This window comes from Pseudomonas sp. CH61, assembly GCF_059429415.1.
Genome location: NZ_CM182098.1, coordinates 180,978 through 204,019 on the forward strand (window position 1 = coordinate 180,978; position 23,042 = coordinate 204,019).

At 58.1% G+C, this 23,042-nt stretch carries 18 protein-coding genes; 8 read left to right on the top strand and 10 right to left on the bottom strand.

Annotated features, from left to right (window positions below; all coding sequences use genetic code 11):
• Position 1: 1 nt before the first annotated feature.
• The 7 genes from AC5SEM_RS00745 to AC5SEM_RS00775 form a co-directional block, all read right to left on the bottom strand.
• Positions 2–925, bottom strand: coding sequence for an ABC transporter permease subunit (locus tag AC5SEM_RS00745; protein WP_034154447.1), 924 nt, complete (start codon positions 923–925; stop codon positions 2–4).
• Positions 926–935: 10 nt separating this feature from the next.
• Positions 936–1,946, bottom strand: a complete 1,011-nt coding sequence (locus AC5SEM_RS00750) for an ABC transporter permease subunit (protein ID WP_007917620.1) — start codon at positions 1,944–1,946, stop codon at positions 936–938.
• Positions 1,947–2,019: 73 nt separating this feature from the next.
• Positions 2,020–3,615 (bottom strand): ABC transporter substrate-binding protein, encoded by a 1,596-nt coding sequence (locus AC5SEM_RS00755; protein WP_495471959.1) that lies wholly within the window; start codon positions 3,613–3,615, stop codon positions 2,020–2,022.
• A 78-nt stretch (positions 3,616–3,693) separates the two neighbouring features.
• A complete protein-coding gene (locus tag AC5SEM_RS00760; protein WP_495471960.1) occupies positions 3,694–5,109 on the bottom strand; it encodes an OprD family porin in 1,416 nt (471 codons plus the stop codon).
• Between the two features lie 176 nt (positions 5,110–5,285).
• Complete coding sequence (locus AC5SEM_RS00765) at positions 5,286–6,884, bottom strand: ABC transporter substrate-binding protein (protein WP_495471961.1); 1,599 nt, start codon at positions 6,882–6,884, stop codon at positions 5,286–5,288.
• Positions 6,885–7,184: 300 nt separating this feature from the next.
• On the bottom strand, positions 7,185–8,810 hold the full coding sequence (locus AC5SEM_RS00770; RefSeq protein ID WP_077571094.1) for an ABC transporter substrate-binding protein: 1,626 nt from the start codon (positions 8,808–8,810) through the stop codon (positions 7,185–7,187).
• A gap of 260 nt (positions 8,811–9,070) precedes the next feature.
• Positions 9,071–10,672, bottom strand: a complete 1,602-nt coding sequence (locus AC5SEM_RS00775; RefSeq protein ID WP_495471962.1) for an ABC transporter substrate-binding protein — start codon at positions 10,670–10,672, stop codon at positions 9,071–9,073.
• A gap of 277 nt (positions 10,673–10,949) precedes the next feature.
• On the opposite strand from AC5SEM_RS00775, the gene AC5SEM_RS00780 reads away from it, so the two are divergent.
• Together AC5SEM_RS00780 and AC5SEM_RS00785 are read left to right on the top strand one after the other, a co-directional pair.
• Positions 10,950–12,251 carry an IS4 family transposase gene (locus tag AC5SEM_RS00780; RefSeq protein WP_077571455.1) on the top strand — a complete coding sequence of 434 codons (1,302 nt, stop codon included), beginning with the start codon at positions 10,950–10,952 and terminating at the stop codon, positions 12,249–12,251.
• Positions 12,252–13,179: 928 nt separating this feature from the next.
• Complete coding sequence (locus AC5SEM_RS00785) at positions 13,180–13,536, top strand: DUF6124 family protein (RefSeq protein ID WP_495471963.1); 357 nt, start codon at positions 13,180–13,182, stop codon at positions 13,534–13,536.
• Positions 13,537–13,709: 173 nt separating this feature from the next.
• Here AC5SEM_RS00785 and AC5SEM_RS00790 read toward each other — a convergent pair whose 3' ends face one another.
• Complete coding sequence (locus tag AC5SEM_RS00790) at positions 13,710–14,426, bottom strand: SIMPL domain-containing protein (protein ID WP_116029459.1); 717 nt, start codon at positions 14,424–14,426, stop codon at positions 13,710–13,712.
• Between the two features lie 315 nt (positions 14,427–14,741).
• On the opposite strand from AC5SEM_RS00790, the gene AC5SEM_RS00795 reads away from it, so the two are divergent.
• The 4 genes from AC5SEM_RS00795 (at position 14,742) to AC5SEM_RS00810 (ending at position 19,318) form a co-directional block, all read left to right on the top strand.
• Positions 14,742–16,004, top strand: a complete 1,263-nt coding sequence (locus AC5SEM_RS00795; RefSeq protein ID WP_007915316.1) for an ATP-binding protein — start codon at positions 14,742–14,744, stop codon at positions 16,002–16,004.
• A complete protein-coding gene (locus AC5SEM_RS00800; RefSeq protein WP_003221630.1) occupies positions 15,997–16,557 on the top strand; it encodes a response regulator transcription factor in 561 nt (186 codons plus the stop codon). Before AC5SEM_RS00795 ends, AC5SEM_RS00800 begins: the two co-directional genes overlap by 8 nt.
• Positions 16,558–16,653: 96 nt before the next feature.
• Positions 16,654–18,381 (top strand): ABC transporter ATP-binding protein/permease, encoded by a 1,728-nt coding sequence (locus tag AC5SEM_RS00805; protein WP_495471964.1) that lies wholly within the window; start codon positions 16,654–16,656, stop codon positions 18,379–18,381.
• A 190-nt stretch (positions 18,382–18,571) separates the two neighbouring features.
• Positions 18,572–19,318: a FadR/GntR family transcriptional regulator gene (locus AC5SEM_RS00810; RefSeq protein ID WP_180988119.1), complete on the top strand. Its 747-nt coding sequence runs from the start codon at positions 18,572–18,574 to the stop codon at positions 19,316–19,318.
• A 7-nt stretch (positions 19,319–19,325) separates the two neighbouring features.
• Here AC5SEM_RS00810 and AC5SEM_RS00815 read toward each other — a convergent pair whose 3' ends face one another.
• Together AC5SEM_RS00815 and AC5SEM_RS00820 are read right to left on the bottom strand one after the other, a co-directional pair.
• Complete coding sequence (locus AC5SEM_RS00815; RefSeq protein WP_495471965.1) at positions 19,326–19,670, bottom strand: hypothetical protein; 345 nt, start codon at positions 19,668–19,670, stop codon at positions 19,326–19,328.
• Between the two features lie 180 nt (positions 19,671–19,850).
• Complete coding sequence (locus AC5SEM_RS00820) at positions 19,851–20,231, bottom strand: hypothetical protein (RefSeq protein ID WP_495471966.1); 381 nt, start codon at positions 20,229–20,231, stop codon at positions 19,851–19,853.
• Between the two features lie 296 nt (positions 20,232–20,527).
• Between AC5SEM_RS00820 and kdgD the strand changes: the two genes are divergently transcribed.
• Together kdgD and AC5SEM_RS00830 are read left to right on the top strand one after the other, a co-directional pair.
• Positions 20,528–21,439, top strand: a complete 912-nt coding sequence (gene kdgD, locus AC5SEM_RS00825) for a 5-dehydro-4-deoxyglucarate dehydratase (protein WP_495471967.1) — start codon at positions 20,528–20,530, stop codon at positions 21,437–21,439.
• Between the two features lie 75 nt (positions 21,440–21,514).
• Positions 21,515–22,960, top strand: coding sequence for an aldehyde dehydrogenase family protein (locus tag AC5SEM_RS00830; RefSeq protein ID WP_034154458.1), 1,446 nt, complete (start codon positions 21,515–21,517; stop codon positions 22,958–22,960).
• The last annotated feature ends 82 nt before the right edge of the window (positions 22,961–23,042 follow it).

Genomic DNA, 23,042 nt, shown 5'->3' on the forward strand with positions numbered 1-23,042 from the left:
CTCAGGCGGCGTTCTTGAGTTTCGGGTCCAGCGCATCGCGTAGACCGTCGCCCATCAAGTTGATTGCCAGCACGCTGAGCAAAATGGTCAAACCAGGCAGGCTCACTACCCACCACGCGCGTTCGATGTAGTCGCGGGCCGAAGCGAGCATGGTGCCCCACTCAGGGGTTGGCGGTTGTACGCCAAGGCCGAGGAAGCCCAGTGCGGCGGCATCGAGAATCGCCGAAGAGAAGCTCAGGGTCGCCTGCACGATCAGCGGCGCCATGCAGTTCGGCAGCACGGTGATGAACATCAGGCGTGGCAGACCGGCACCGGCCAGGCGCGCGGCGGTCACGTAGTCGCGGTTCAGTTCGCCCATCACCGCAGCGCGGGTCAGACGTACGTAGGACGGCAGGGATACCACAGCAATGGCGATCACGGTGTTGATCAGGCCAGGGCCGAGGATGGCGACAATCGCCACAGCCAGCAGCAGCGACGGCAGGGCCAGCATGATGTCCATCAGACGCATGATGGTCGGGCCGATCATCTTCGGGAAGAACCCGGCGAACAGACCGAGGAGGATCCCCGGAATCAGCGACATCACGACCGACGACAAACCGATCAGCAGCGACAGGCGCGAGCCCTGGATCAGACGCGACAGCAGGTCACGACCGAGTTCATCGGTGCCGAGCAGGAATTGCATCTGCCCGCCTTCCAGCCACGCCGGCGGCGTCAGCAGGAAGTCGCGGTATTGCTCGCTCGGGTTGTGCGGCGCGACCCACGGCGCGAACAGTGCGCAGAAGATCACCAGCAACATGAACAGCAGGCCGGCAACCGCGCCCTTGTTCTTCGAGAAGGCTTGCCAGAATTCTTTGTACGGTGACGGGTACAGCAGACTTTGATCCGCGTTGGCGGCGGTGGCTACTGAGGATGTTGGAGTGCTCATGGTATGGACCTCAGCGCTGATGACGGATGCGTGGGTTGGCAAAGCCGTAGAGGATGTCCACTACGAAGTTGACCAGAATCACCAGGCAGGCGATTAACAGGATGCCGTTTTGCACAACCGGGTAGTCCCGGGCGCCGATGGCTTCGATCAGCCATTTACCGATGCCGGGCCAGGAGAAGATGGTTTCGGTCAAAACTGCACCGGCCAGCAGGGTGCCGACTTGCAGGCCGACCACGGTGAGTACCGGAATCAGTGCGTTACGCAGACCGTGGACGAACACCACGCGCGACGGCGACAGGCCCTTGGCCTTGGCGGTGCGGATGTAGTCTTCGCGCAGCACTTCGAGCATCGACGAACGGGTCATCCGCGCGATCACCGCCAGCGGAATGGTGCCGAGGACGATGGCCGGCAGGATCAGGTGATGCAGTGCATCGAAGAACGCCCCGACGTCGTCGGCCAGCAGCGTGTCGATCAGCATGAAACCGGTGCGCGGCTCGATGTCGTAGAGCAGGTCGATCCGTCCGGAAACCGGGGTCCAGCCCAGGCTCACCGAGAAGAACATGATCAGGATCAGGCCCCACCAGAAGATCGGCATCGAATACCCCGCGAGGGAAATGCCCATCACCCCGTGGTCGAACAGCGATCCTCGTTTGAGTGCCGCGATTACCCCGGCCAGAAGCCCGAGAATGCCGGCGAACAGCAGGGCGGCCATGGACAGTTCCAGGGTCGCCGGGAAGAGGGAGGTGAACTCGGTCCATACGCTCTCACGCGTACGCAGGGATTCGCCGAGATCGCCTTGAGCCAGTTTGCCGATGTAGTCCAGATACTGGGCATACAGTGGCTTGTTCAGACCTAGGCGTTCCATTGCCTGAGCGTGCATTTCGGGGTCGACCCGACGTTCGCCCATCATCACTTCCACGGGGTCGCCCGGAATCATGCGAATCAACGCGAAAGTCAGCAAGGTGATGCCGAAAAACGTGGGGATCAATAACCCCAGTCGGCGGGCAATAAAACTAAACATCTTGTGTGGTACCTCATCAGCCGGTTAGGCGTGCCCGGCATCCCTGGGGTCAGGGACGCCGGGAGTTTCTTATCTACTTCACCTGGGTAGTGGCGAAGTTATTAGTGGTGAGAGGGCTGATGTGATAGCCCTCTACATTTTTACGCATTGCGGTAAACATCCGGGTGTGGGCCATGCTGATCCACGGTTGATCCTGATTAAACAGAACCTGAGCCTGCTCATAGAGTTTCGCGCGTTCGGCCGGATCTACTTTAGCCCGTGCTTCGTCGAGCAGTGCCTGGAATTTCTCGTTGCACCAGCGTGCATAGTTTTCGCCGTTCTTGGCAGCTTCGCAACTGAGCATAGGCGTCAGGAAGTTATCCGGGTCGCCGTTGTCGCCCGCCCATCCGGCCGAGACCATGTCGTGCTCGCCGGCCTTGGCGCGTTTAAGCATTTCGCCCCATTCCATCACGCGAATATCGATCTTGATCCCGACTTTCGCCAGGTCAGCCTGCATCATCTGCGCGCCGAGCATCGGGTTGGGGTTGGTCGGGCCGCCGCCGTTGCGGGTAAACAGGGTAAACACGGTGCCGTCCGGAACCCCGGCTTCCTTGAGCAGGGCGCGGGCCTTGTCGAGGTCACGTGGCGGGTTCTTCAGGTCGTGGTTGTAGCCGAGCAGGGTTGGCGGGTACGGGTTGACCGCGACCGAGGCATTGCCCTTGCCAAACAAGGCGTTGACGTAGGCTTCCTTGTCGAAGGCGATGTCGATGGCCTTACGTACACGCACGTCGCTCATGTACTTGTGCTGGGTGTTCATGGCGATGTACGAGACGGTCATCGCGTCCAGCTCATCGACTTTCAGGTTGCTGTCTTTCTTGATGCTCGGGATGTCGTCCGGTTTCGGATACAGAGCGATCTGGCACTCGTTGGCCTTGAGCTTTTGCAGGCGTACGTTGTTGTCGGTGGCGATGGCCAGGATCAACGCGTCAGCCGGCGCCTTGCCACGGAAGTAATCCGGGTTGGCCTTGAAGCGCACCTGAGCGTCTTTGGCGTAGCGCTGGAAGATGAACGGGCCGGTGCCGACCGGCTTGTTGTTGAGGTCGCCGGTCTTGTTGGCCTTGAGCAACTGGTCGGCGTATTCGGCCGGATAGATCGAGGAGAACGCCATCGCGATATCGGCCAGGAACGGCGCTTCGCGGCGGGTCAGGGTGAACTTGACAGTGTTGTCGTCGACTTTTTCGACGTTTTTCAGCAGTTCCTTGAAGCCCATGCTTTCAAAGTACGGGAAGCCCACGCTCGACAGTTTGTGCCATGGGTGGTTCGGGTCCAGCTGACGCTGGAAGCTCCAGACCACGTCGTCGGCGTTCATGTCGCGGGTCGGCTTGAAATATTCGGTGGTGTGAAACTTGACGCCTTTGCGCAGGTGGAACGTGTAGGTCAGGCCGTCTTCGCTGATGTCCCAGGACTCGGCGAGAGCCGGGATCACTTCAGTGGTGCCAGGCTTGAAGTCGGCCAGGCGGTTGAAGATGGTTTCGGCCACAGCGTCCGCCGTGACTGCAGTTGTGTACTGGACCATATCGAAGCCTTCCGGACTGGCTTCGGTGCAGACCACCAAGGGTTTGGCCGAGACGCCAACAGCGACACTCAGCAACGCAGCCGCGATGGCCGCACGTAGGGGAAGCATTTTCATCGATAACCCTCTGCAATCGGTTGAAGACAAAAAACCGAACGGCCGACTCATCATGAGTCAGCCGTCGGTTGGCGTTTTTTACAGGATGTTGAATGGAATCGTGGTCACGAGACGGAACTCGTTGATGCTGCCATCCAGCTGGTTTTCACTGGCACGGTGTGCGGTGTAGGTTGCGCGTATTGCGGTAGCCTTGAGCGGCCCGCTTTGCACGGCGTATGCGGCGCCGATACCGTATTCGTAATGATGTTCTCCATCCATCGCCAGCACGCTGTCGTATGCGCCACCTTTGTAGTGAGTACCGTCGATGCCCCAGCCGCGAGCGCTGTAGATGTTGAACTTCAGGCCAGGCACGCCGTACTCGGCCATGTTCAGACCGTAAGCGACCTGGAACGACTTCTCGTTCGGACCGTTGAAGTCCGAGAGCAGGGAGTTGGCCAGGTAGATGCCGTTGGTTTCGTGCAGGTAGTCGAAGTACTCGTTACCGTTAATTTCCTGGTACGAGAAGGTCAGGCTATGGGCCTGGTGAGTCAGACCCAGCGACAGCGAGTAGGTATCGTTGTCGATTTCGCCCAGCTTCTTTTTGCCTTCATCGACGGTCTTGTAGTAGTTCAGACCGGTGGTCAGGCTGAGGATCTGGCTGTCGCCCAGCTCGTGGGTAGCGCCGAAGTAGTACTGTTTCCACATGTCTTCAGCCTGAGTTGCCCACAGGCTGGTTTTCAGACTGGCAAACGGTTGGTAGGAAATACCAGCGGTGTTGACGTGATCAATTTCAATGAGCGTGTCAGCATATTCGGAGCGGAACTTGCGCTGGCTTTCTTCCATACGTGGCGAGTTCTTGTCGAACGTGGCGATGTCGAAGGTCAGGTTTTCCAACTCTTCGCTGTGCAAGCTGACACCCTGGAAGCTCGAAGGAAGAGCGCGGTTGCCGATCACATCGACCATCGGGCTGCTGAAGTTTTGGCGGCCGGCGGTCAGAGTGGTATTTGAAACCCGCGCCTTGACGTTGGCCAGACCCAGTTTGCTCCACTGTCCCTCCGCATCGCCACCATCTCGGGTCAGGGTCCGGTTGTTACCGGAGGCGACGTTAGGAATCGGCGCCCCACCGACGTTTGCAGCGAGGTTTTTACGATCACGTTCAAGGGCTACAGCGTTGTAGACCGCCACTTCAGTGCTGATGCCGACAGTACCTTCGGTGAACCCCGAGTTGTACTTGAGAATCGTGCCTTGTACCCAGTTGATCCGGCGATCAGTAAGTTCGGTTGTACCGTTTTTTTGGTACTTGAACTTGGCGCCACGTTTCAATTGCTCATTGGCGTACCAGTTACGTGTCGTACCGGTGATCGACTGTCCTTCGACGAAGCCGGTTGCTTCAGCCTGGGCGCTCTTGGTGTTGACGGTCACCGGAGTGAATGCCTGACTCTGGGTTTCCGCATAAGCCGTGGCGGTGACGCTGCTGATGGCCAGGGCCAGTATCGCGGTGCTGCTCAGTTTCATGGGTGAAGCTCCTTTACTTTCTTTTTATGCCGGCTTTTTTTGGTATGCCGGTTATTGGTTTAGAACTCATTCACACATCGCAAACGTTTGCCAAAGGCCAGATTGGCGAATTTCGGCAAAGCGCTTGCGTGAGGGGCTTGACAGTGCCCCCCAGCGTTGCGGCTAAAACGGTTGGTTTAATCGATACCGACACCCGAGAAAACGTTGCGACCGAACGGGCTGACTTTGAACCCTTCGATCCTCGCGCTTAACGGCTGGTTGACCGTCGAGTGGGCGATAGGCGTGATTGGCACTTGCTGTTTAAGCAATTGCTGAGCCTGTTTGTAGAGCACGGTGCGCTGGTCGCGGTCGGTGACGACCTTGGCCTGTTTGATCAGCTTGTCGTACGCCGGATCGCACCACATGGAGTAGTTGTTGCCGCCAATGGCATCGCAGCTGTACAACGTGCCGAGCCAGTTGTCCGGATCCCCATTGTCACCGGTCCAGCCGATCAGGCTGATGTCGTGCTCGCCATTTTTGGTGCGCTTGATGTACTCGCCCCATTCGTAGCTGACGATCTTCACTTTCAGGCCGATCTTGGCCCAGTCCGCCTGGAGCATTTCGGCCATCAGTTTGGCGTTCGGGTTGTATGGACGCTGCACCGGCATCGCCCACAGGGTGATCTCGGTGCCTTCTTTGACGCCAGCAGCCTTGAGCAGCTCTTTGGCTTTTTCCGGGTTGTAGGCGGCGTCTTTGATGCTGTCGTCGTAGGACCACTGGGTCGGTGGCATGGCGTTCACGGCCAGTTGGCCGGCGCCTTGATAAACAGCGTTGAGAATCCCTTGTTTATTCACCGCCATGTCCAGCGCCTGGCGCACTTCGAGCTGGTCGAAGGGCTTGTGGCGCACGTTATAGGCGATGTAGCCGAGGTTGAAACCCGGCTTGGAGATCAGTTGCAGTTTCGGATCGGCCTTCAGCGCTTCAACATCGGCAGGGCGCGGATGCAGGGTGATCTGGCATTCGCCGGCCTTGAGCTTCTGCACGCGCACCGAGGCGTCGGTGTTGATCGCGAAGATCAGGTTGTCGAGTTTGACCCGGCTCGGATCCCAGTAATGTTTATTACCGGTGTAACGAATGTTCGAGTCTTTCTGATAACTCTTGAACACGAACGGCCCGGTGCCGATCGGTTTCTGGTTGATATCGCTCGGCTTGCCTTCGGCCAGCAGTTTGTCGGCGTATTCGGCGGACAGGATGGAGGCGAAGCTCATGGCGATGTTCTGAACGAACGCGGCGTCGACGCTGTTGAGCGTGAACTCCACGGTCAGCGGCCCGGTCTTTTCGACCTTGGCGATGTTCTTGTTCAGGCTCATGCCGTTGAAGTACGGGAATTCGGTGGGATAAGCCTTACGGAAAGGTTGCTGGGCATCGAGCATGCGATTAAACGTGAACAACACGTCATCGGCGTTGAAATCGCGGGTCGGCTTGAAGTACGGCGTTGTATGAAACTTCACACCTTCACGCAGGTGAAAGGTGTACTCGAGACCATCCTCGGAAATATCCCACTGGGTTGCCAGGCCAGGTACAACATTGGTCGCACCTTTTTCGAACTCGACCAAGCGGTTGTACAGCGGTTCGGCGGCATCGTTATCGGTGGCCGTCGTGTACTGCGCGGTATCAAAACCCGCCGGGCTGCCTTCAGAGCAGAACACCAGACTTTTGCTGGCGGCGAAACTGGCGGACGAGGCGGCCAACAGGCCGGCGCCCAGCAATGCGGAAAAAATCAAGGTATGGCGCATGACGCTCCCTCTTTTTTAGTGTTGTTCAACGCGCCGTCGTCTCATCCGGAGACGTTTTGGCAGCATTGAGCTCAATCCAGTACGTGCAGCAAACCGGTGGCCCACGCAGAAACTGGTCAGTACCCGACGGTAGGGGCCGCGGTCCTGGCAGTAAATGCGTAAATGCCTTAAAGCTCGTAGGAAAAGGCGACGCGTCCTATACCACTGTGGTAATCCGCAGCGGAATTGGTTGTAGGCAATTTCCTAACTTCCCGGCAGGTAAAACAACGGCGACGTCAAAAACGTCGCCGTTGCAGTGCCTTATTTGCTGACGCTGACGCCGTAGAAGGAGTTCAAGCCGAATGGGCTGATCTTGAAGTCCTGCACGTTGGCGCGCATGGGTTGATACACCGTCGAGTGAGCGATAGGTGTCATCGGGACTGCATCTTTGAGGACGTGTTGTGCCTCTTTGTACAGTTCGGTGCGCTTACCTTGGTCGGTTGTACGCTTGGCTTCTTTGACGAGGCCATCGAACTTCTTGTCGCACCACTTGGAGAAGTTGTTGCCGCTGAGCGAGTCGCAGCCGAACAGCACGTTCAGCCAGTTGTCCGGATCACCATTGTCACCGCTCCAGCCAATGATCATGGCCTGGTTCTCGCCACCTTTGGAGCGCTTGATGTACTCGCCCCACTCGTAGCTGGTGATCTTCACTTTCAAGCCGATCTTGGCCCAGTCGGACTGGAGCATTTCAGCCATCAGTTTGGCGTTCGGGTTGTATGGACGCTGCACCGGCATCGCCCACAGCACGATCTCGGTACCTTCCTTGACGCCGGCTTCCTTGAGCAGCTGTTTGGCTTTCTCAGGATCGTACTTGGCGTCCTTTATGGTGGTGTCGTAAGACCACTGGGTCGGCGGCATGGCATTGACGGCCAGTTGGCCGGCGCCCTGGTAAACCGAGTCGATGATCTGCGGCTTGTTCACCGCCATGTCCAGCGCCTGACGTACACGCAGGTCTGCCAGCGGGTTGGCTTCGTTGCTGCCCTTGACCTTGTCCATCACGTTGTAGGCGATGTAACCCAGGTTGAAACCAGCCTGGTCAGGCATTTTCAGGGTTTTGTCTTCTTTCAGCGCTTTCAGGTCGGCTGGACGCGGGAACAGGGTGACCTGGCACTCGTTCTTTTTCAGCTTCTGAATACGTACCGACGGGTCGGTGGTGATGGCGAAGATCAGGTTGTCGATCTTCACATCCTCAGGCTTCCAGTAATCCTTGTTGCCGGTGTAACGGATGTTGGAATCTTTCTGGTAGCTCTTGAACACGAACGGACCAGTGCCGATCGGCTTCTGGTTGATGTCGGCAGCCTTGCCTTCTTTCAGCAGCTGCGCTGCGTACTCGGCGGACTGCACCGAGGCGAAGCTCATGGCCATGTTCTGGATGAACGCGGCATCCACTTCTTTCAACGTGAACTTGACGGTGTGGTCGTCGACTTTATCGATCTTGGTGATGTTGGTGTCCATCCCCATGTCGGTGAAGTACGGGAATTCGGTCGGGTACGCCTTACGGAACGGGTCATCCTTGTTAATCATGCGATTGAAGGTGAACAGCACGTCGTCGGCGTTGAACTCACGAGTCGGCTTGAAATACGGGGTGGTGTGGAACTTGACGCCTTCACGCAGGTGGAAGGTGTACGTCAGGCCATCATCGGAAATGTCCCACTTGGTCGCCAGACCAGGAATCACGGCGGTGCCGCCGCGCTCGAACTGGGTCAGGCGGTTGAACATGGTTTCGGCTGAGGCGTCGAAGTCGGTTCCGGTGGTGTACTGGCCTGGGTCGAAACCGGCCGGGCTGCCTTCGGAGCAGAACACCAGGTTAGTCGCAGCGGATGCGAAAGGTGCGGAGGCTAACAAGCCTGCGCCGACTAAAAACGGAATGACCGCGTGTTTAAGCATGTTGGCCTCATGATTTGTTGTCATTTTTTAGTTGTGAGGTACGACCTCGTGAGTCGTGCCTGCGGATACTTATGCAGGGGCCATACCCATTGCAAGATCCAGAGTGACTGCCGGCCTCAAAGCGTGGCACGAACGTACCTTAATGTCGCATCTGTATAACTTCTGACGCATTTGACCGTTTGCGGGTGGTTTTTACGGTGCAAATGAAGCCCCAAAACGGTGCATTGGTCACGTTGTGCGCGCCGCCTTGGGGCTTGGTGTTACTTATTTATACCCACGCCATAGAACGGGGTTAGACCGAACGGGCTGATCCGGAAGTCGGTGACTTCCTTGCGCAGCGGCTGGAACACCGTGGAGTTGGCAATCGGCGTGATCGGCACTTGCTGTTTAAGGATCAGTTGCGCCTGTTGATACAGTTTTACTCGTTGATCTTTGTCGGTGGACAATTTGGCCTGTTGCACCAGTTTGTCGTAGGTCGGATCACACCATTTGGCGTAGTTGCTGCCTTTTACCGCTGCGCAGCTGTAAAGCACGCCAAGCCAGTTGTCCGGGTCACCGTTGTCACCTGTCCAACCATAGATCATGGCGTCGTGTTCGCCATTTTTCGCGCGTTTGATGTACTCGCCCCATTCATAGCTGACGATGTTGGCCTTGATGCCGATCTTCTCCCAATCCTGCTGGATCATCTGCGCCGACATCCGCGCATTCGGGTTGGACGCGCGTTGCACTGTCATTGCCCAAAGGTTGATGGTTGTACCCGGTGCAACCCCTGCTTCTTTCAGTAGCACCCGCGCTTTGACCGGATCGTAGGGCGCATCCTTGATGTTCGGGTCATACGACCATTGCGCCGGCGGCAAAGCGTTTTGGGCCAACTGGCCGGCGCTTTGGTAAACGGCTTTGATGATTGCCGGTTTGTCGATGGCCATGTCCAGCGCCTGCCGGACTTTAAGCTGATCCAGAGGCGCGTGGGTGGTGTTGTAGGCGAGGAAGCCGAGGTTGAAACCGGCCTGCTTGAGCACGCGCAGGTTTGGGTCTTTTTCCATCACTTCGATGTCGGCCGGGCGTGGGTAGCCGCTGACCTGACATTCGCCGGCCTTGAGTTTTTGCAGGCGTACGGCGGCGTCGGGGGTGATCGAGAAGATCAGGTTATCGATTTTGACGTCTTCGGGTTTCCAGTAGGCGGTGTTGGCGGCATAGCGGATTTGCGAATCCTTCTGGTAGCGCTTGAACACGAACGGGCCGGTGCCGATCGGCTTCTGGTTGAGGTCGGCGGCTTTGCCTTCCTTCAACAGTTGGGCGGCGTATTCAGCCGATTGCACCGAGGCGAAGCTCATGGCGAGGTTTTGCACGAAGGCGGCGTCGACGTTGTTGAGGTTGAAGCGCACGGTGTTTTCGTCGAGTTTTTCTACCGATTTGATCGTGGTGTTCAGGCCCATGTCGGTGAAGTACGGGGATTCGGCGGGGTAGGCCTTGCGGAAGGCGTTGTCCGGGTCGAGCAGGCGCTGGAAGGTGAAGAGCACGTCGTCGGCGTTGAAGTCGCGGGTCGGTTTGAAGTAGTCGGTGGTGTGGAATTTTGCGTTTTGGCGCAGGTGGAAGGTGTATTGCAGGCCATCGTTGGAGATGTCCCATTTTGTTGCCAGGCCGGGTTCGATGTCGGTGCCGCCGCGTTTGAATTGGGTCAGGCGGTTGAAGACGGTTTCGGCGGAGGCGTCGAAGTCGGTACCGCTGGTGTATTGGCTGGGGTCGAAGCCCGCCGGGCTGGCTTCGGAGCAGTAGACCAGGGTGGTGGCGGCGTTTGCCAGTGGGGCGGTTGTGGCCAGGGCCAGGGAGATCAAGAGCGGTTTGAGGGTGAATCTTGGCATGGAGTCCCCGGGGAGATTGGAGGTGGTTGTTGGTTGAGGTTAGCGGGGATCTGGGGGTGTTCGGAAATATCGTTTTTCTTGGGGAGGTGTCTAACTCGGTATATCTGGAGTTTTGTGGGTATATCCGTTGCTGCGGTTAGGGCTGCTTAGGGTTCCGCCCTTACGGCCATCCCTTTCAAGGTCTTCGGTAAAATCCCCTGAAATTTCATTCAGGGATCCCCAAACGATGTGGGCCGATGTTCTAGCGCGTTTCGAGAAAAAAGCACCTGCCAGTGTCATGGCTAAATTGGCGCTGGAGCAGGCTATTGCCCCTGAGTGGGTCGATCAGGTTTTCGAAGAGCATCGGCAACGGCAGTATTCTCGTGAGCTGCTGTTCTCGACCATCATCAAGCTGATGTCCCTTGTTTCATTGGGCCTGAAGCCATCCCTGCACGCCGCCGCGCGGCAACTGGAAGATCTTCCTGTCAGTTTGGCGGCTCTCTACGACAAGATCAGTCGTACCGAGCCGGCGCTGTTGCGCGCCCTGGTTACGGGCTGCGCTCAACGCCTGACTCCAACCATAAAAGAGCTGGGTTGCACGACGATGCTGCCGGGTTGGCAGGTTCGGGTAGTGGACGGTAATCACTTGGCATCCACTGAGAAACGTCTGGGAGCTTTACGTCACGAGCGCGGCGCCGCTCGTCCCGGTTTTTCGGTGGTGGCCTACGACCCCGACCTCGATCAGGTCATCGACCTTCAGGCGTGTGAGGATGCCTACGCAAGCGAGCGTGTTTGCGTGCTGCCGCTGTTGGCTGATGCCGAGCCGGGCCAAGTGTGGTTGGCTGATCGACTCTATTGCACGCTCCCGGTCATGGAAGCTTGTGAGCAGGCCCAGACCTCCTTTGTCATTCGCCAGCAAGCCAAGCATCCACGCTTGATTCAAGAAGGTGAGTGGCAAGAGCCGGTGCCTGTGGAAACAGGCACTGTGCGTGAGCAGATCATCCAGGTCAGAGGCGGTTACCAATGTCGGCGTGTCGAACTGACGCTTCATTCGCCAACGGACTCGGGAGACAGCAGCTTGATGTTCTGGAGCAACCTACCCCAAAGCGTCAGTGCACAGCAGATCGCAGAGCTCTATCGCCGCCGCTGGAGCATTGAAGGTATGTTCCAGCGACTGGAAGCGATTCTGGAAAGTGAAATCGAAACCCTTGGCAGCCCAAAGGCTGCCTTGCTCGGGTTCGCCACTGCGGTATTGGCTTACAACGTCCTGGCCGTCCTCAAACGAAGTGTCGAGCAAGCTCACCGGGAGACTCAGCCTGAAGGATGGGAAGCCTCCATCTATCACTTGGCGGTTCAGGTCAGGAGTGGTTATGAGGGAATGCAGATTGCGCTGCCCTCGGAATATCTTCCCGTTGTCCCTCTGGAGCAACTGGCCCAGCGCTTGTTGGAGCTGGCCAGAAACATCCAGCCCAAACAAGTTGCGAAAAGCCCCCGCGGTCCCAAGGTGCCTAAACCCAAGACATGGGTTCAAGGTACAGCGGTCCATGCTCATGTTTCAACGGACAGAGTTATCAAGGCTGCCAAAACGAAAAGACCTTGAAAGGGATGGCCCTTACGGCGGGTCACTTTTTCCAGACGCCGAAAAAGTAACCAAAAAGGCTTGCTCCTACGTGCGGCCCGCTCGCTGGGGCTCGGGGTTCCTTCGCTCCGGGATCGATCCGGGCGCAGCGCCTACGGTTTGCTTCGCTGCACCTCCTCTCGCTGTGTTTGGCTGCGCCAAACGGTCGCTGCGCTCCCACGCCCGGATCAATCCCTCCACTCAGCCTTCCGACGTCGCCCGTGGATCAAGATCAAGAGCTGCAGCCGAGCTAACGCTCATCCTGTGAGTGGTGAAGAGCGGGTGTTCGGCTTTGGTTTTGTGGTGAATTCGCCCCTCACCCCAGCCCTCTCCCGAGGGAGAGGGAGCCGATGGTGGGCCTCTCAGAATCTGAGTTCGCCTCGGTATTCCAAGTCGGCGTAACTCTCCCAAACACCTCGGTCAGTCCCCTCTCCCTCCGGGAGAGGGCTAGGGTGAGGGGCTTTTGATCTGTTTCAGAATCTGAGTTCGACTCGGTATTTCAAGTCGGCGTAGCTCTCCCAAACACCACGGTCAGTCCCCTCTCCCTCCGGGAGAGGGCTAGGGTGAGGGTTGGCTTTTGGCTGTTTAAATTTGTGTCAAATAACCAGAACCTTCCCACAAGGTTTTCAGGTTGTCCGTCGGACGTGGGCTCTCTAGTCTCAGAGTGTCGCTGAAAACTCAGCGATCGGGAGGTGAGATTCCCGGTTATTGAATTTGGAAACCTGCACAAGCCACCTCATAATCGCCGCCAGCTCATGCTGTCAGCAGTTTTTATGGCGGCTATGTACGGGCGGACTTTTGTCCGGCCGGGTTGGTTTCCTTACCGGTAATCTCACTCCGTACATAGTTGCCACCTCATTTCTCGAGTGAGATCGGAAATGAATGGCGTCAGTTCATAAGGAAATTTTTCATGGATAAATTGATACCTGACCCACCCCTCGATACCCCACTCGAAGACGCCATCCGCGCCGACGACCAGATCAAAACCCGCGAAGCCATCAAGCGCGCCCTGGATTTCTACCTCAGCCCCGAACCCCTCAAACCCCGCCAACCCAGCACGATGTTCCTGATCCAGCCGAACATCGACACCGAAAGCCTGCTGGCGCATGCCTGTGAGTCACTCGCGTCGGCGAACACGCTAACGGGTAATTTTGCCGATCAATTGGGCCGGCCTGAGCGTCATACGGCGTTGGCGATTCAGCAGATCATCATGCTGGCCGAGCTGGCGGTGAATCGGGCGCTGGATCGGGTTGATCCGCAGGGCTGACGATCGCGTTATCGTTCATCGCGAGCAGGCTCACTCCTACAGGGGAATGCATTCCAAAGTGTAGGAGTGAGCCTGCTCGCGATGGCGACGGAACATTCAACACAAAATTTGCGGGCACAAAAAAACCGCCGACCCTTCACAGATCGGCGGTTTTTTATTCAGCTCGAATCACATCACTGCATCAACACTTCAATCGAACCATCAGCGGTCATGCTGACCTGGCTCGTACCCGCTTCAACTTCCGGCGTCACCGGCGCCGAGTCCATCGCCGCCGCTTTCATCATCATCGGTGCGCGCAGGTACGGTTGTGGATAACCGTTGCTGTTGAGGTTCAGGTTGACGATTTTGTAGCCCTTGCCGCCCAGCGCATCGGTGGCAAGCTGCGCGCGGGCCTTGAAGGCGGTCACGGCCTCTTTGAGCAACTGGTCTTCACTGGATTTGCGGGTCGGGTCGGCGATGGCGAAGTCCATGCCGCCCATTTTCAGGTCGCCCAGCAGTTCGCCGGTGAGTTTGGACAGCGCGGCGAAGTCAGAGCTTTCCAGGCGCAGTTCGGCGCGTTCACGCCAGCCGGTGATCTTCTGGCCCTTGGTGTCGTAGATCGGGTAGCTGTTGCGGCTGCCTTGGCGCAGGGTGATGTCTTTGACTTGCTTGGCCTGGGCCAGGGCCTTGTTCATGGTGGTGCTGACGTCGGCGGCGAGTTTCGCCGGGTCGGTGTTTTGCTCTTCGGTGTAGAGGGTGACGATCATCAGGTCGCGGGCGACTTCCGTGCTGACTTCGGCGCGCAGGGAAATCTGGTTGTAGTGCAGCTCATCGGCGGCGAGGGCCGGAAGGCTGGCGACGCTGCCGATGGTGAGGGCGAGAAGGGCGGCGCTGCGGCGAAATGTGTGCATGAAAGCTCCTTGATGAGGGCGCAGGTGATGATTCGGGGGCCTGCGTGAAACCATCAGACTCTAGCTTTTATGATCCGGTTCGCCCAGTTACAACTTCTATACAGATGGCCGGGGCTGCTGCGCAGCCAATCGCGAGCAGGCTCGCTCCCACAGGGGAATGCATTTCAAAGGTGGGAGCGAGCCTGCTCGCGAAGAGGCCCTTATAGCCGCCGAAGATGTTTTCGCCATGTGGTCGTTTGCCGCACTTTCGCCTCTCAAGCCCGCGGCTTGGTTATACTCCGTGCGATCCGCCTGGAGCGCTCATCAGGAGAGCTCATGCTCGCCCCCGTACAATTGACTTCCGCCACTCGCCAGAACCTCTGGCGGCTGACTTTCATCCGCACTCTGGTGCTCGCCGCGCAGGCTGGCTCCGTAGGCCTGGCCTACTGGCTGCAACTGCTGCCGTTGCCGTGGGTGCAACTGGCGATGACCCTTGGCTGCTCGACGCTGCTTTGCGTGTTCACTGCCGTGCGCCTGCGAACTTCGTGGCCAGTGACGGAACTCGAATATGCGCTGCAACTGGCCTGTGATCTGGTGATCCACAGTGCGCTGCTGTACTTCTCCGGCGGTTCGACCAACCCCTTTGTTTCCTATTATCTGGTGCCACTGACCATCGCTGCGGTGACGCTGCCGTGGCGCTATTCGGTGATTCTGTCCGGCATCGCGCTGGCGCTGTACACGGTAATGCTGACGCGTTTCTATCCGCTGGAAACCCTGCCAGTGGCCCGCGAGAACTTGCAGATCTACGGCATGTGGCTGAGCTTTGCACTGGCCGCTGCGGTGATCACCTTCTTCGCCGCGCGCATGGCTGAAGAGTTGCGCCGTCAGGAAGAATTGCGTGCGATCCGTCGTGAAGAAGGCCTGCGCGATCAGCAATTGTTGGCCGTCGCCACTCAAGCCGCCGGCGCTGCGCATGAACTCGGCACGCCGCTGGCGACCATGAGCGTGTTGCTCAAGGAAATGCAGCAGGATCATCCCGACCCGATGCTGCAGGACGATCTGAAGGTGCTGCAGGATCAGGTCAAACTCTGCAAAGAAACCCTGCAGCAACTGGTGCGCGCCGCTGAAGCCAATCGGCGTCTGGCAGTAGAAATGCAGGACGTCACCGACTGGCTCGACGAAGCGCTGAACCGCTGGCACCTGATGCGTCCGGAGGCCAGTTACCGTTTCCACCGTCTCGGCCAAGGCACGGTGCCGCGCATGGCGCCGCCGCCGGATCTGACGCAGGCGCTGTTGAATTTGCTCAACAACGCCGCCGATGCCTGTCCGGAAAACCTCAAAGTGACCCTGGACTGGGACGTCGAGAACCTGACCATCAGCATTCGTGACCACGGCGCCGGTGTGCCGCTGGCCATCGCCGAACAGATCGGCAAACCGTTTTTTACCACCAAGGGCAAAGGTTTCGGCCTGGGCCTGTTTTTGAGCAAGGCCAGCGTGACACGCGCCGGCGGCTCAGTGAAACTCTATAGTCATGAGGAAGGCGGCACGCTCACCGAGCTGCGCCTGCCCCACGGCGCCCGAGGAGACCAACATGAGTGACGAAATCCAAGTCGAAGGCGAAGAACTGCCGCATTTGCTGCTGGTCGACGACGACGCAACGTTCACCCGAGTGATGGCCCGTGCCATGGCTCGGCGTGGCTTTCGCGTCAGCACTGCCGGCTCGGCCGAAGAAGGCCTGACCATCGCCCAGGCCGATCTGCCTGATTACGCTGCGCTCGACCTGAAAATGGACGGCGACTCCGGTCTGGTGCTGCTGCCCAAGCTGCTGGAACTGGACCCGGAAATGCGCGTGGTGATCCTCACCGGTTATTCGAGCATCGCCACCGCGGTCGAAGCGATCAAGCGCGGCGCCTGCAACTACCTGTGCAAGCCGGCCGATGCCGACGACGTGCTGGCCGCGTTGTTGTCCGAGCACGCCGACCTCGACAGTCTGGTGCCGGAAAACCCGATGTCGGTCGATCGCCTGCAGTGGGAACACATCCAGCGCGTGCTCACCGAGCACGAAGGCAACATCTCCGCCACTGCCCGCGCTTTGGGCATGCACCGCCGCACCCTGCAGCGCAAACTGCAGAAGCGCCCGGTTCGTCGCTGAACCTGCGCTGAACGACTATCGCCAGCCCTCGCGATAAAACGCACCGATCATCTATGATCGGTGCGTGTCTGTTCTTTTCTATATCGAGCCTTATCCATGAATCAGAACGCTGAATATTCCGCGGTCAACGATGCTGTGCGCGGGCAGTTTTTTCGCAAAGTGTGGGCGATCATCACGCCTTATTGGCGCAGCGAAGAGAAGGGCAAGGCCTGGACGCTATTGATTGCGGTGATCGCGCTGTCGTTGCTCAGCGTGGGCATCTCGGTGTGGTTCAACACCTGGTACAAGGATTTTTACAACGCCCTGCAAAAGAAGGATGAAGTGGCGTTCTGGCGTTTGATTCTGTATTTCTGCGGGATTGCGGCTGTGGCAATTGTCGGTGCCGTGTACAGGCTCTATCTGACTCAGATGCTGACGATTCGCTGGCGGGCCTGGCTCACCGAAAAGCATTTCTCGCGTTGGCTTGCCGACAAGAATTACTACCAGCTGGAGCAGGGCGGTTACACCGATAACCCGGACCAGCGGATTTCCGAAGACCTCAACAACTTCACCTCCAACACCCTCGAACTGGGCATCGGCCTGCTGCGCAATATCGTCAGTCTGGTGTCATTCTCGATCATTCTCTGGGGCGTGTCGGGCAGCATCGAAGTCTATGGCATCACCATTCCCGGCTACATGTTCTGGTGTGTGCTGGTGTATGCGGTGGTGGGCAGTTGGCTGACGCATTTGATTGGTCGTCGCTTGATCGGTCTGAACAACCAACAACAACGCTTTGAAGCCGACCTGCGTTTTTCCATGGTGCGGATTCGCGAGAATGCCGAAAGCATCGCGTTGTACAACGGTGAGCCGAACGAAAATCGTCGTCTGAGCGCCCGCTTCGGCAATGTCTGGCACAACTTCTGGGACATCATGAAAGTGTCCAAGCGCCTGACCTTTTTCACCGCTGGTTACAGTCAGGCGGCCATTATCTTTCCGTTTATCGTGGCTTCGCCGCGTTACCTCGCCGGCAAGATCGAGCTGGGTGAGCTGATGCAGATCAGCTCGGCATTCGGCAACGTCCAGGAGAGTTTCAGCTGGTTCATCAGTGCGTACCAGAGCCTCGCTTCCTGGCGCGCCACCTGTGATCGTCTGCTGAGTTTCCGTCAGGCCATGACCGACAACGAAGAGCGCACGCCAGCGATCGACGTGCAGAATCAGGGCAGCGAATTGCAGGTGCACAGCCTCGGTCTGGATCTGGCCGACGGTCGTCATCTGCTGACCAATGCCGACATGACCGTCGAAGCGGGCGAGCGAGTGATGCTCAGCGGGCGTTCGGGCAGCGGCAAGTCGACGCTGTTGCGAGCAATGGGCCATTTGTGGCCAGCGGGCCACGGCAACATCCGCTTGCCGGCGGCACGTTATCTGTTCCTGCCACAGAAACCGTATCTGCCGATCGGCACTCTGCGCGAGGCGTTGAGTTATCCACAACCGGGCGACACTTACGCGCCGGAGCGTTATGCACAAGTGTTGGAAACCTGCCGCTTGCCGCATCTGGTCGCGCGGCTGGACGAGGCCAATCACTGGCAACGCATGCTCTCGCCGGGCGAACAGCAACGACTGGCCTTCGCTCGCGCGTTGCTATACGCACCACAGTGGCTGTACATGGACGAAGCCACTTCGGCGATGGATGAGGAAGACGAAGCGACGCTGTATCAGGCGTTGATTGATCAGATACCGGGGTTGAGCATTGTCAGTGTCGGCCATCGCAGCAGCTTGAAACGCTTCCACCCACGGCATGTGCGGATCGACAGCGGCCATTTGGTTGAACAGACCGTGACTGCCTGATCACCGCTAAACCCCTGTAGGAGTGAGCCTGCTCGCGATAGCGTAGGGTCAGTCACATTGATGCTGAATGTGCGGACGTCATCGCGAGCAGGCTCACTCCTACATAAAGCGATGTAAACCGGAAAGTGATCGTACAACCTGCTTGAGCTATCATGCCTCCAAGCCGAATTTTCGAGACTAGATGCACACCATGGAAAACCTGATCGAAACCCCGCGTCTCCCGCGCAAACGCCGCAGCCTGGCCCAGGAACTGGTGACGGTGCTGAGCGAGCAGATCCGCGATGGCCTGCTCAAGCGCGGTGACAAACTGCCTACCGAGTCGGCGATCATGGAAGCCCATGGCGTCAGCCGCACTGTGGTGCGCGAGGCGATTTCCCGTTTGCAGGCTGCAGGGCAAGTGGAAACCCGCCACGGCATCGGCACCTTCGTGCTCGACACACCGAGCCCGAGTGGTTTCCGCATCGACCCGGCCACCGTCGTCACCCTGCGTGATGTGTTGGCGATTCTCGAATTGCGCATCAGCCTCGAAGTGGAATCTGCCGGCCTTGCCGCGCAACGTCGCAGCGCCGAGCAACTGGCGACCATGCGCGCCGCGCTCGATGCGCTCAACGAAAGCGCAGCACACGCCAGCGATGCTGTGGCTTCAGATTTCGCTTTCCACCTGGAAATTGCCCTGTCCACCGGCAACCGTTACTTCACCGACATCATGACCCACCTGGGCACCAGCATCATTCCGCGTACGCGGCTGAATTCGGCGCGACTGGCTCATGATGATCAACAGCACTACATGGGGCGCCTGAGCCGAGAACACGAAGAAATCTACGACGCGATTGCCCGTCAGGATTCCGATGCGGCGCGTGCGGCGATGCGTCTGCATTTGACCAACAGCCGTGAAAGACTGCGCCAGGCCCATGAAGAGGCACAGGCGCAGGGGTGACGGGTAATTAAGGTTCGAGTCGAACTGTCAGCACTGGCGACGCAGAAACATTACTGGCGCGGGTAACGCTGTAGTCAAGCTTGGCGTTTGCACCCGGAACGAGGTTTTTCTCAAAAATATTTTTGGGAATAACGAAGATGACGGGCATTGACGTCGTTGAAGTCAATGTGAAATGAGTCTCGAAGTCGTTGCCGGAAGAGGTTTTTACGTACAGCGCAACGACGTCACCTACAACCGAGTTTTCGTAAGTCACCAATCCGTGAGCGTCTCCGTCTAACTTCCCAACAAAAAGAACGTCGTCTTTGGCCTCTTTGAGTACTGGTTTAGCGAGCGCGTTTACTTGTGCAGTCATGATCAAATTCCTTTTCGCTATCTGTTAAACCTTTGAATGAGCGCAAGCGACCGTATGCGGCGGATGCGCGGGCGGAGCCGGTTCGTTACTCCTCAGTCATTAAGCGAGTATTCGAAAATCGCTGGCACCTGTAAGAAATACCAGTTCCGACGAACGGTCACAGCTCCCGCACGACCAGATTCAGCCCTCGATCCGCAACCTCAACACCTGCGAAAACGGCTCCATACTCGACTCATCGGAAAACTTGTAGCGCAATTCGACCTCTCTGTTCAGGTACGGACGCAGCGCCTCTTTGGGGATCTGCAACTCGATCCCCGTCAGTTTTTCCATCTCGTCTTCAGCATCGTCCCAAGTGCCAGTGTCCACTTCTTCACCAATCCACTCCGGTTCTTCCGGGTCGCCGCCGAGAATCGGATAAACACTCCAGTTCGCCGGAAAATCGCTCGAATCCGGGACCTGTACGATCAATACATCGGGCAGCACGGATAGCTGCAGAGCGAGGGTGTCAGAGGCAGAGGAAGCGATTTGGGCGAGGGTCGGCGCAGCGTAATTCAAAGACATTTCGGTTTCCTTCGAAGGTCCGCCACGATCCTTCGTGGCAGTCGTCGCACCTTACCCGGCGTTTCTCCAGCGCTCAGTAAACGAATCTTGACCAAACATTTCTGCGCTAAAACCCTTTAAATACGGGCTTTTGCGACTATTCCTGCCAAGCCTTAAACAGCTTTGTCCGACAAAAAAACACCCACAACGATGAAATGCAGTTGACGGTTATTATTTAAGTTGTACGATGACCTACAACTTCAGCGAAGGCTGAACGGACCAATCACAAAAAACGTTGCTACCAGGGTGTTCGAATAATGAATCCACAAGAACTGAAGTCCATCCTCTCTGCCGGCCTGCTGTCTTTTCCGGTGACCGATTTCAACGCGCAGGGCGATTTCAACCGCGCAGGCTACATCGAACGTCTGGAATGGCTGGCTCCGTATGGCGCCTCGGCACTGTTCGCCGCCGGGGGCACCGGTGAGTTCTTCTCCCTGGCCGCCAGCGAATATTCGGAAATCATCAAGACTGCCGTCGATACTTGCGAAACCAGCGTGCCGATCCTCGCCGGTGTCGGTGGTTCGACCCGTCAGGCCATCGAATACGCTCAGGAAGCCGAGCGTCTGGGCGCCAAAGGCCTGTTGCTGCTGCCGCACTACCTGACCGAAGCGAGCCAGGACGGTGTTGCTGCTCACGTTGAAGCCGTGTGTAAATCGGTCAACATCGGCGTGGTCGTTTACAACCGCAACGTTTGCCGCTTGACCGCGCCGCTGCTGGAACGTCTGGCCGAGCGCTGCCCGAACCTGATCGGTTACAAGGACGGTCTGGGCGATATCGAGTTGATGGTGTCGATCCGTCGCCGCCTCGGTGATCGCTTCAGCTACCTGGGTGGCCTGCCGACCGCCGAAGTCTACGCAGCTGCCTACAAGGCGCTGGGCGTACCGGTTTACTCCTCGGCGGTGTTCAACTTCATTCCGAAAACCGCGATGGACTTCTACCACGCGATCGCCCGTGAAGATCACGCCACCGTCGGCAAGATCATCGACGACTTCTTCCTGCCGTACCTCGACATCCGCAACCGCAAGGCCGGTTACGCCGTGAGCATCGTCAAGGCAGGCGCAAAAATCGCCGGCTATGACGCAGGCCCGGTGCGGGCGCCGCTGACCGATCTGACCGGTGAAGAGTACGAAATGCTCGCCGCGCTGATCGACAAGCAAGGTGCGCAGTAACACCCGACAAAAACGCGGCCGCTGAGTAATCAGCGGCTTTTTGCGTAAAGGCTTTTAGTTTTGAGGGCTGCCCCTGTGACAAATGCAAAACGCTACGACAACTACATCAACGGCGAATGGGTTGCCGGTGCCGACTACTCGGCCAACATCAACCCGTCGGAACTGAGCGACACCATCGGCGATTACGCCAAGGCTGACCTGACTCAGGTTCACGCCGCCATCGACGCTGCCCGCGCCGCGTTCCCGGCCTATTCGACTTCGGGTATTCAGGCCCGTCACGACTCGCTGGATAAAGTCGGAACTGAGATTCTGGCTCGTCGCGAAGAACTCGGCACCCTGCTGGCCCGGGAAGAGGGCAAGACCCTGCCCGAAGCCATCGGCGAAGTGACCCGCGCCGGCAATATCTTCAAATTCTTCGCCGGTGAATGCCTGCGCCTGTCCGGTGACTACGTGCCGTCGGTGCGTCCGGGCGTCAACGTCGAAGTGACCCGCGAAGCGCTGGGCGTGGTCGGTCTGATTACCCCGTGGAACTTCCCGATCGCGATTCCGGCGTGGAAAATCGCACCAGCCTTGGCCTACGGCAACTGCGTGGTGTTGAAACCGGCCGATCTGGTGCCGGGTTGCGCCTGGGCACTGGCGGAAATCATCTCTCGCGCAGGCTTCCCGGCCGGCGTGTTCAACCTGGTGATGGGCAGCGGTCGCGTAGTTGGCGATGCGCTGGTGCAGAGCCCGAAAGTCGACGGCATCAGCTTCACCGGTTCGGTGGGCGTGGGTCGTCAGATCGCGGTCAACTGCGTGTCGCGCCAGGCCAAGGTTCAGCTGGAAATGGGCGGCAAGAACCCGCAGATCATTCTCGACGACGCCGACCTCAAGCAAGCGGTCGAGCTGTCGGTGCAGAGCGCGTTCTACTCCACCGGACAGCGTTGCACCGCGTCGAGCCGTTTGATCGTCACTGCCGGGATTCACGACAAGTTCGTCGAGGCCATGGCCGAGCGCATGAAGTCGATCAAGGTCGGCCACGCACTGAAATCCGGCACCGATATCGGTCCAGTGGTTTCGCAAGCGCAGCTGGAACAGGACATGAAGTACATCGATATCGGCCAGTCCGAAGGTGCGCGTCTGGTCAGTGGCGGCGGTCTGGTAACTTGCGACACCGAAGGTTACTTCCTCGCGCCAACGCTGTTTGCCGACAGTGAAGCGTCGATGCGCATCAGCCGCGAAGAGATCTTCGGCCCGGTGGCCAACATCGTTCGCGTGGCTGACTACGACGCGGCGCTGGCAATGGCCAACGACACCGAATTCGGTCTGTCGGCGGGTATTGCAACCACCTCGTTGAAGTACGCCAACCACTTCAAGCGCCATTCGCAAGCCGGGATGGTCATGGTCAACCTGCCAACGGCTGGCGTGGATTACCACGTTCCGTTCGGTGGCCGTAAAGGTTCATCCTATGGATCACGTGAGCAAGGCCGCTATGCGCAAGAGTTTTACACGGTCGTGAAGACCAGTTACATCGGCTCCTGATACACGCAATACCCCTGTAGGAGCTGCCGAAGGCTGCGATCTTTCAAGATCAAAAGATCGCAGCCTTCGGCAGCTCCTACAG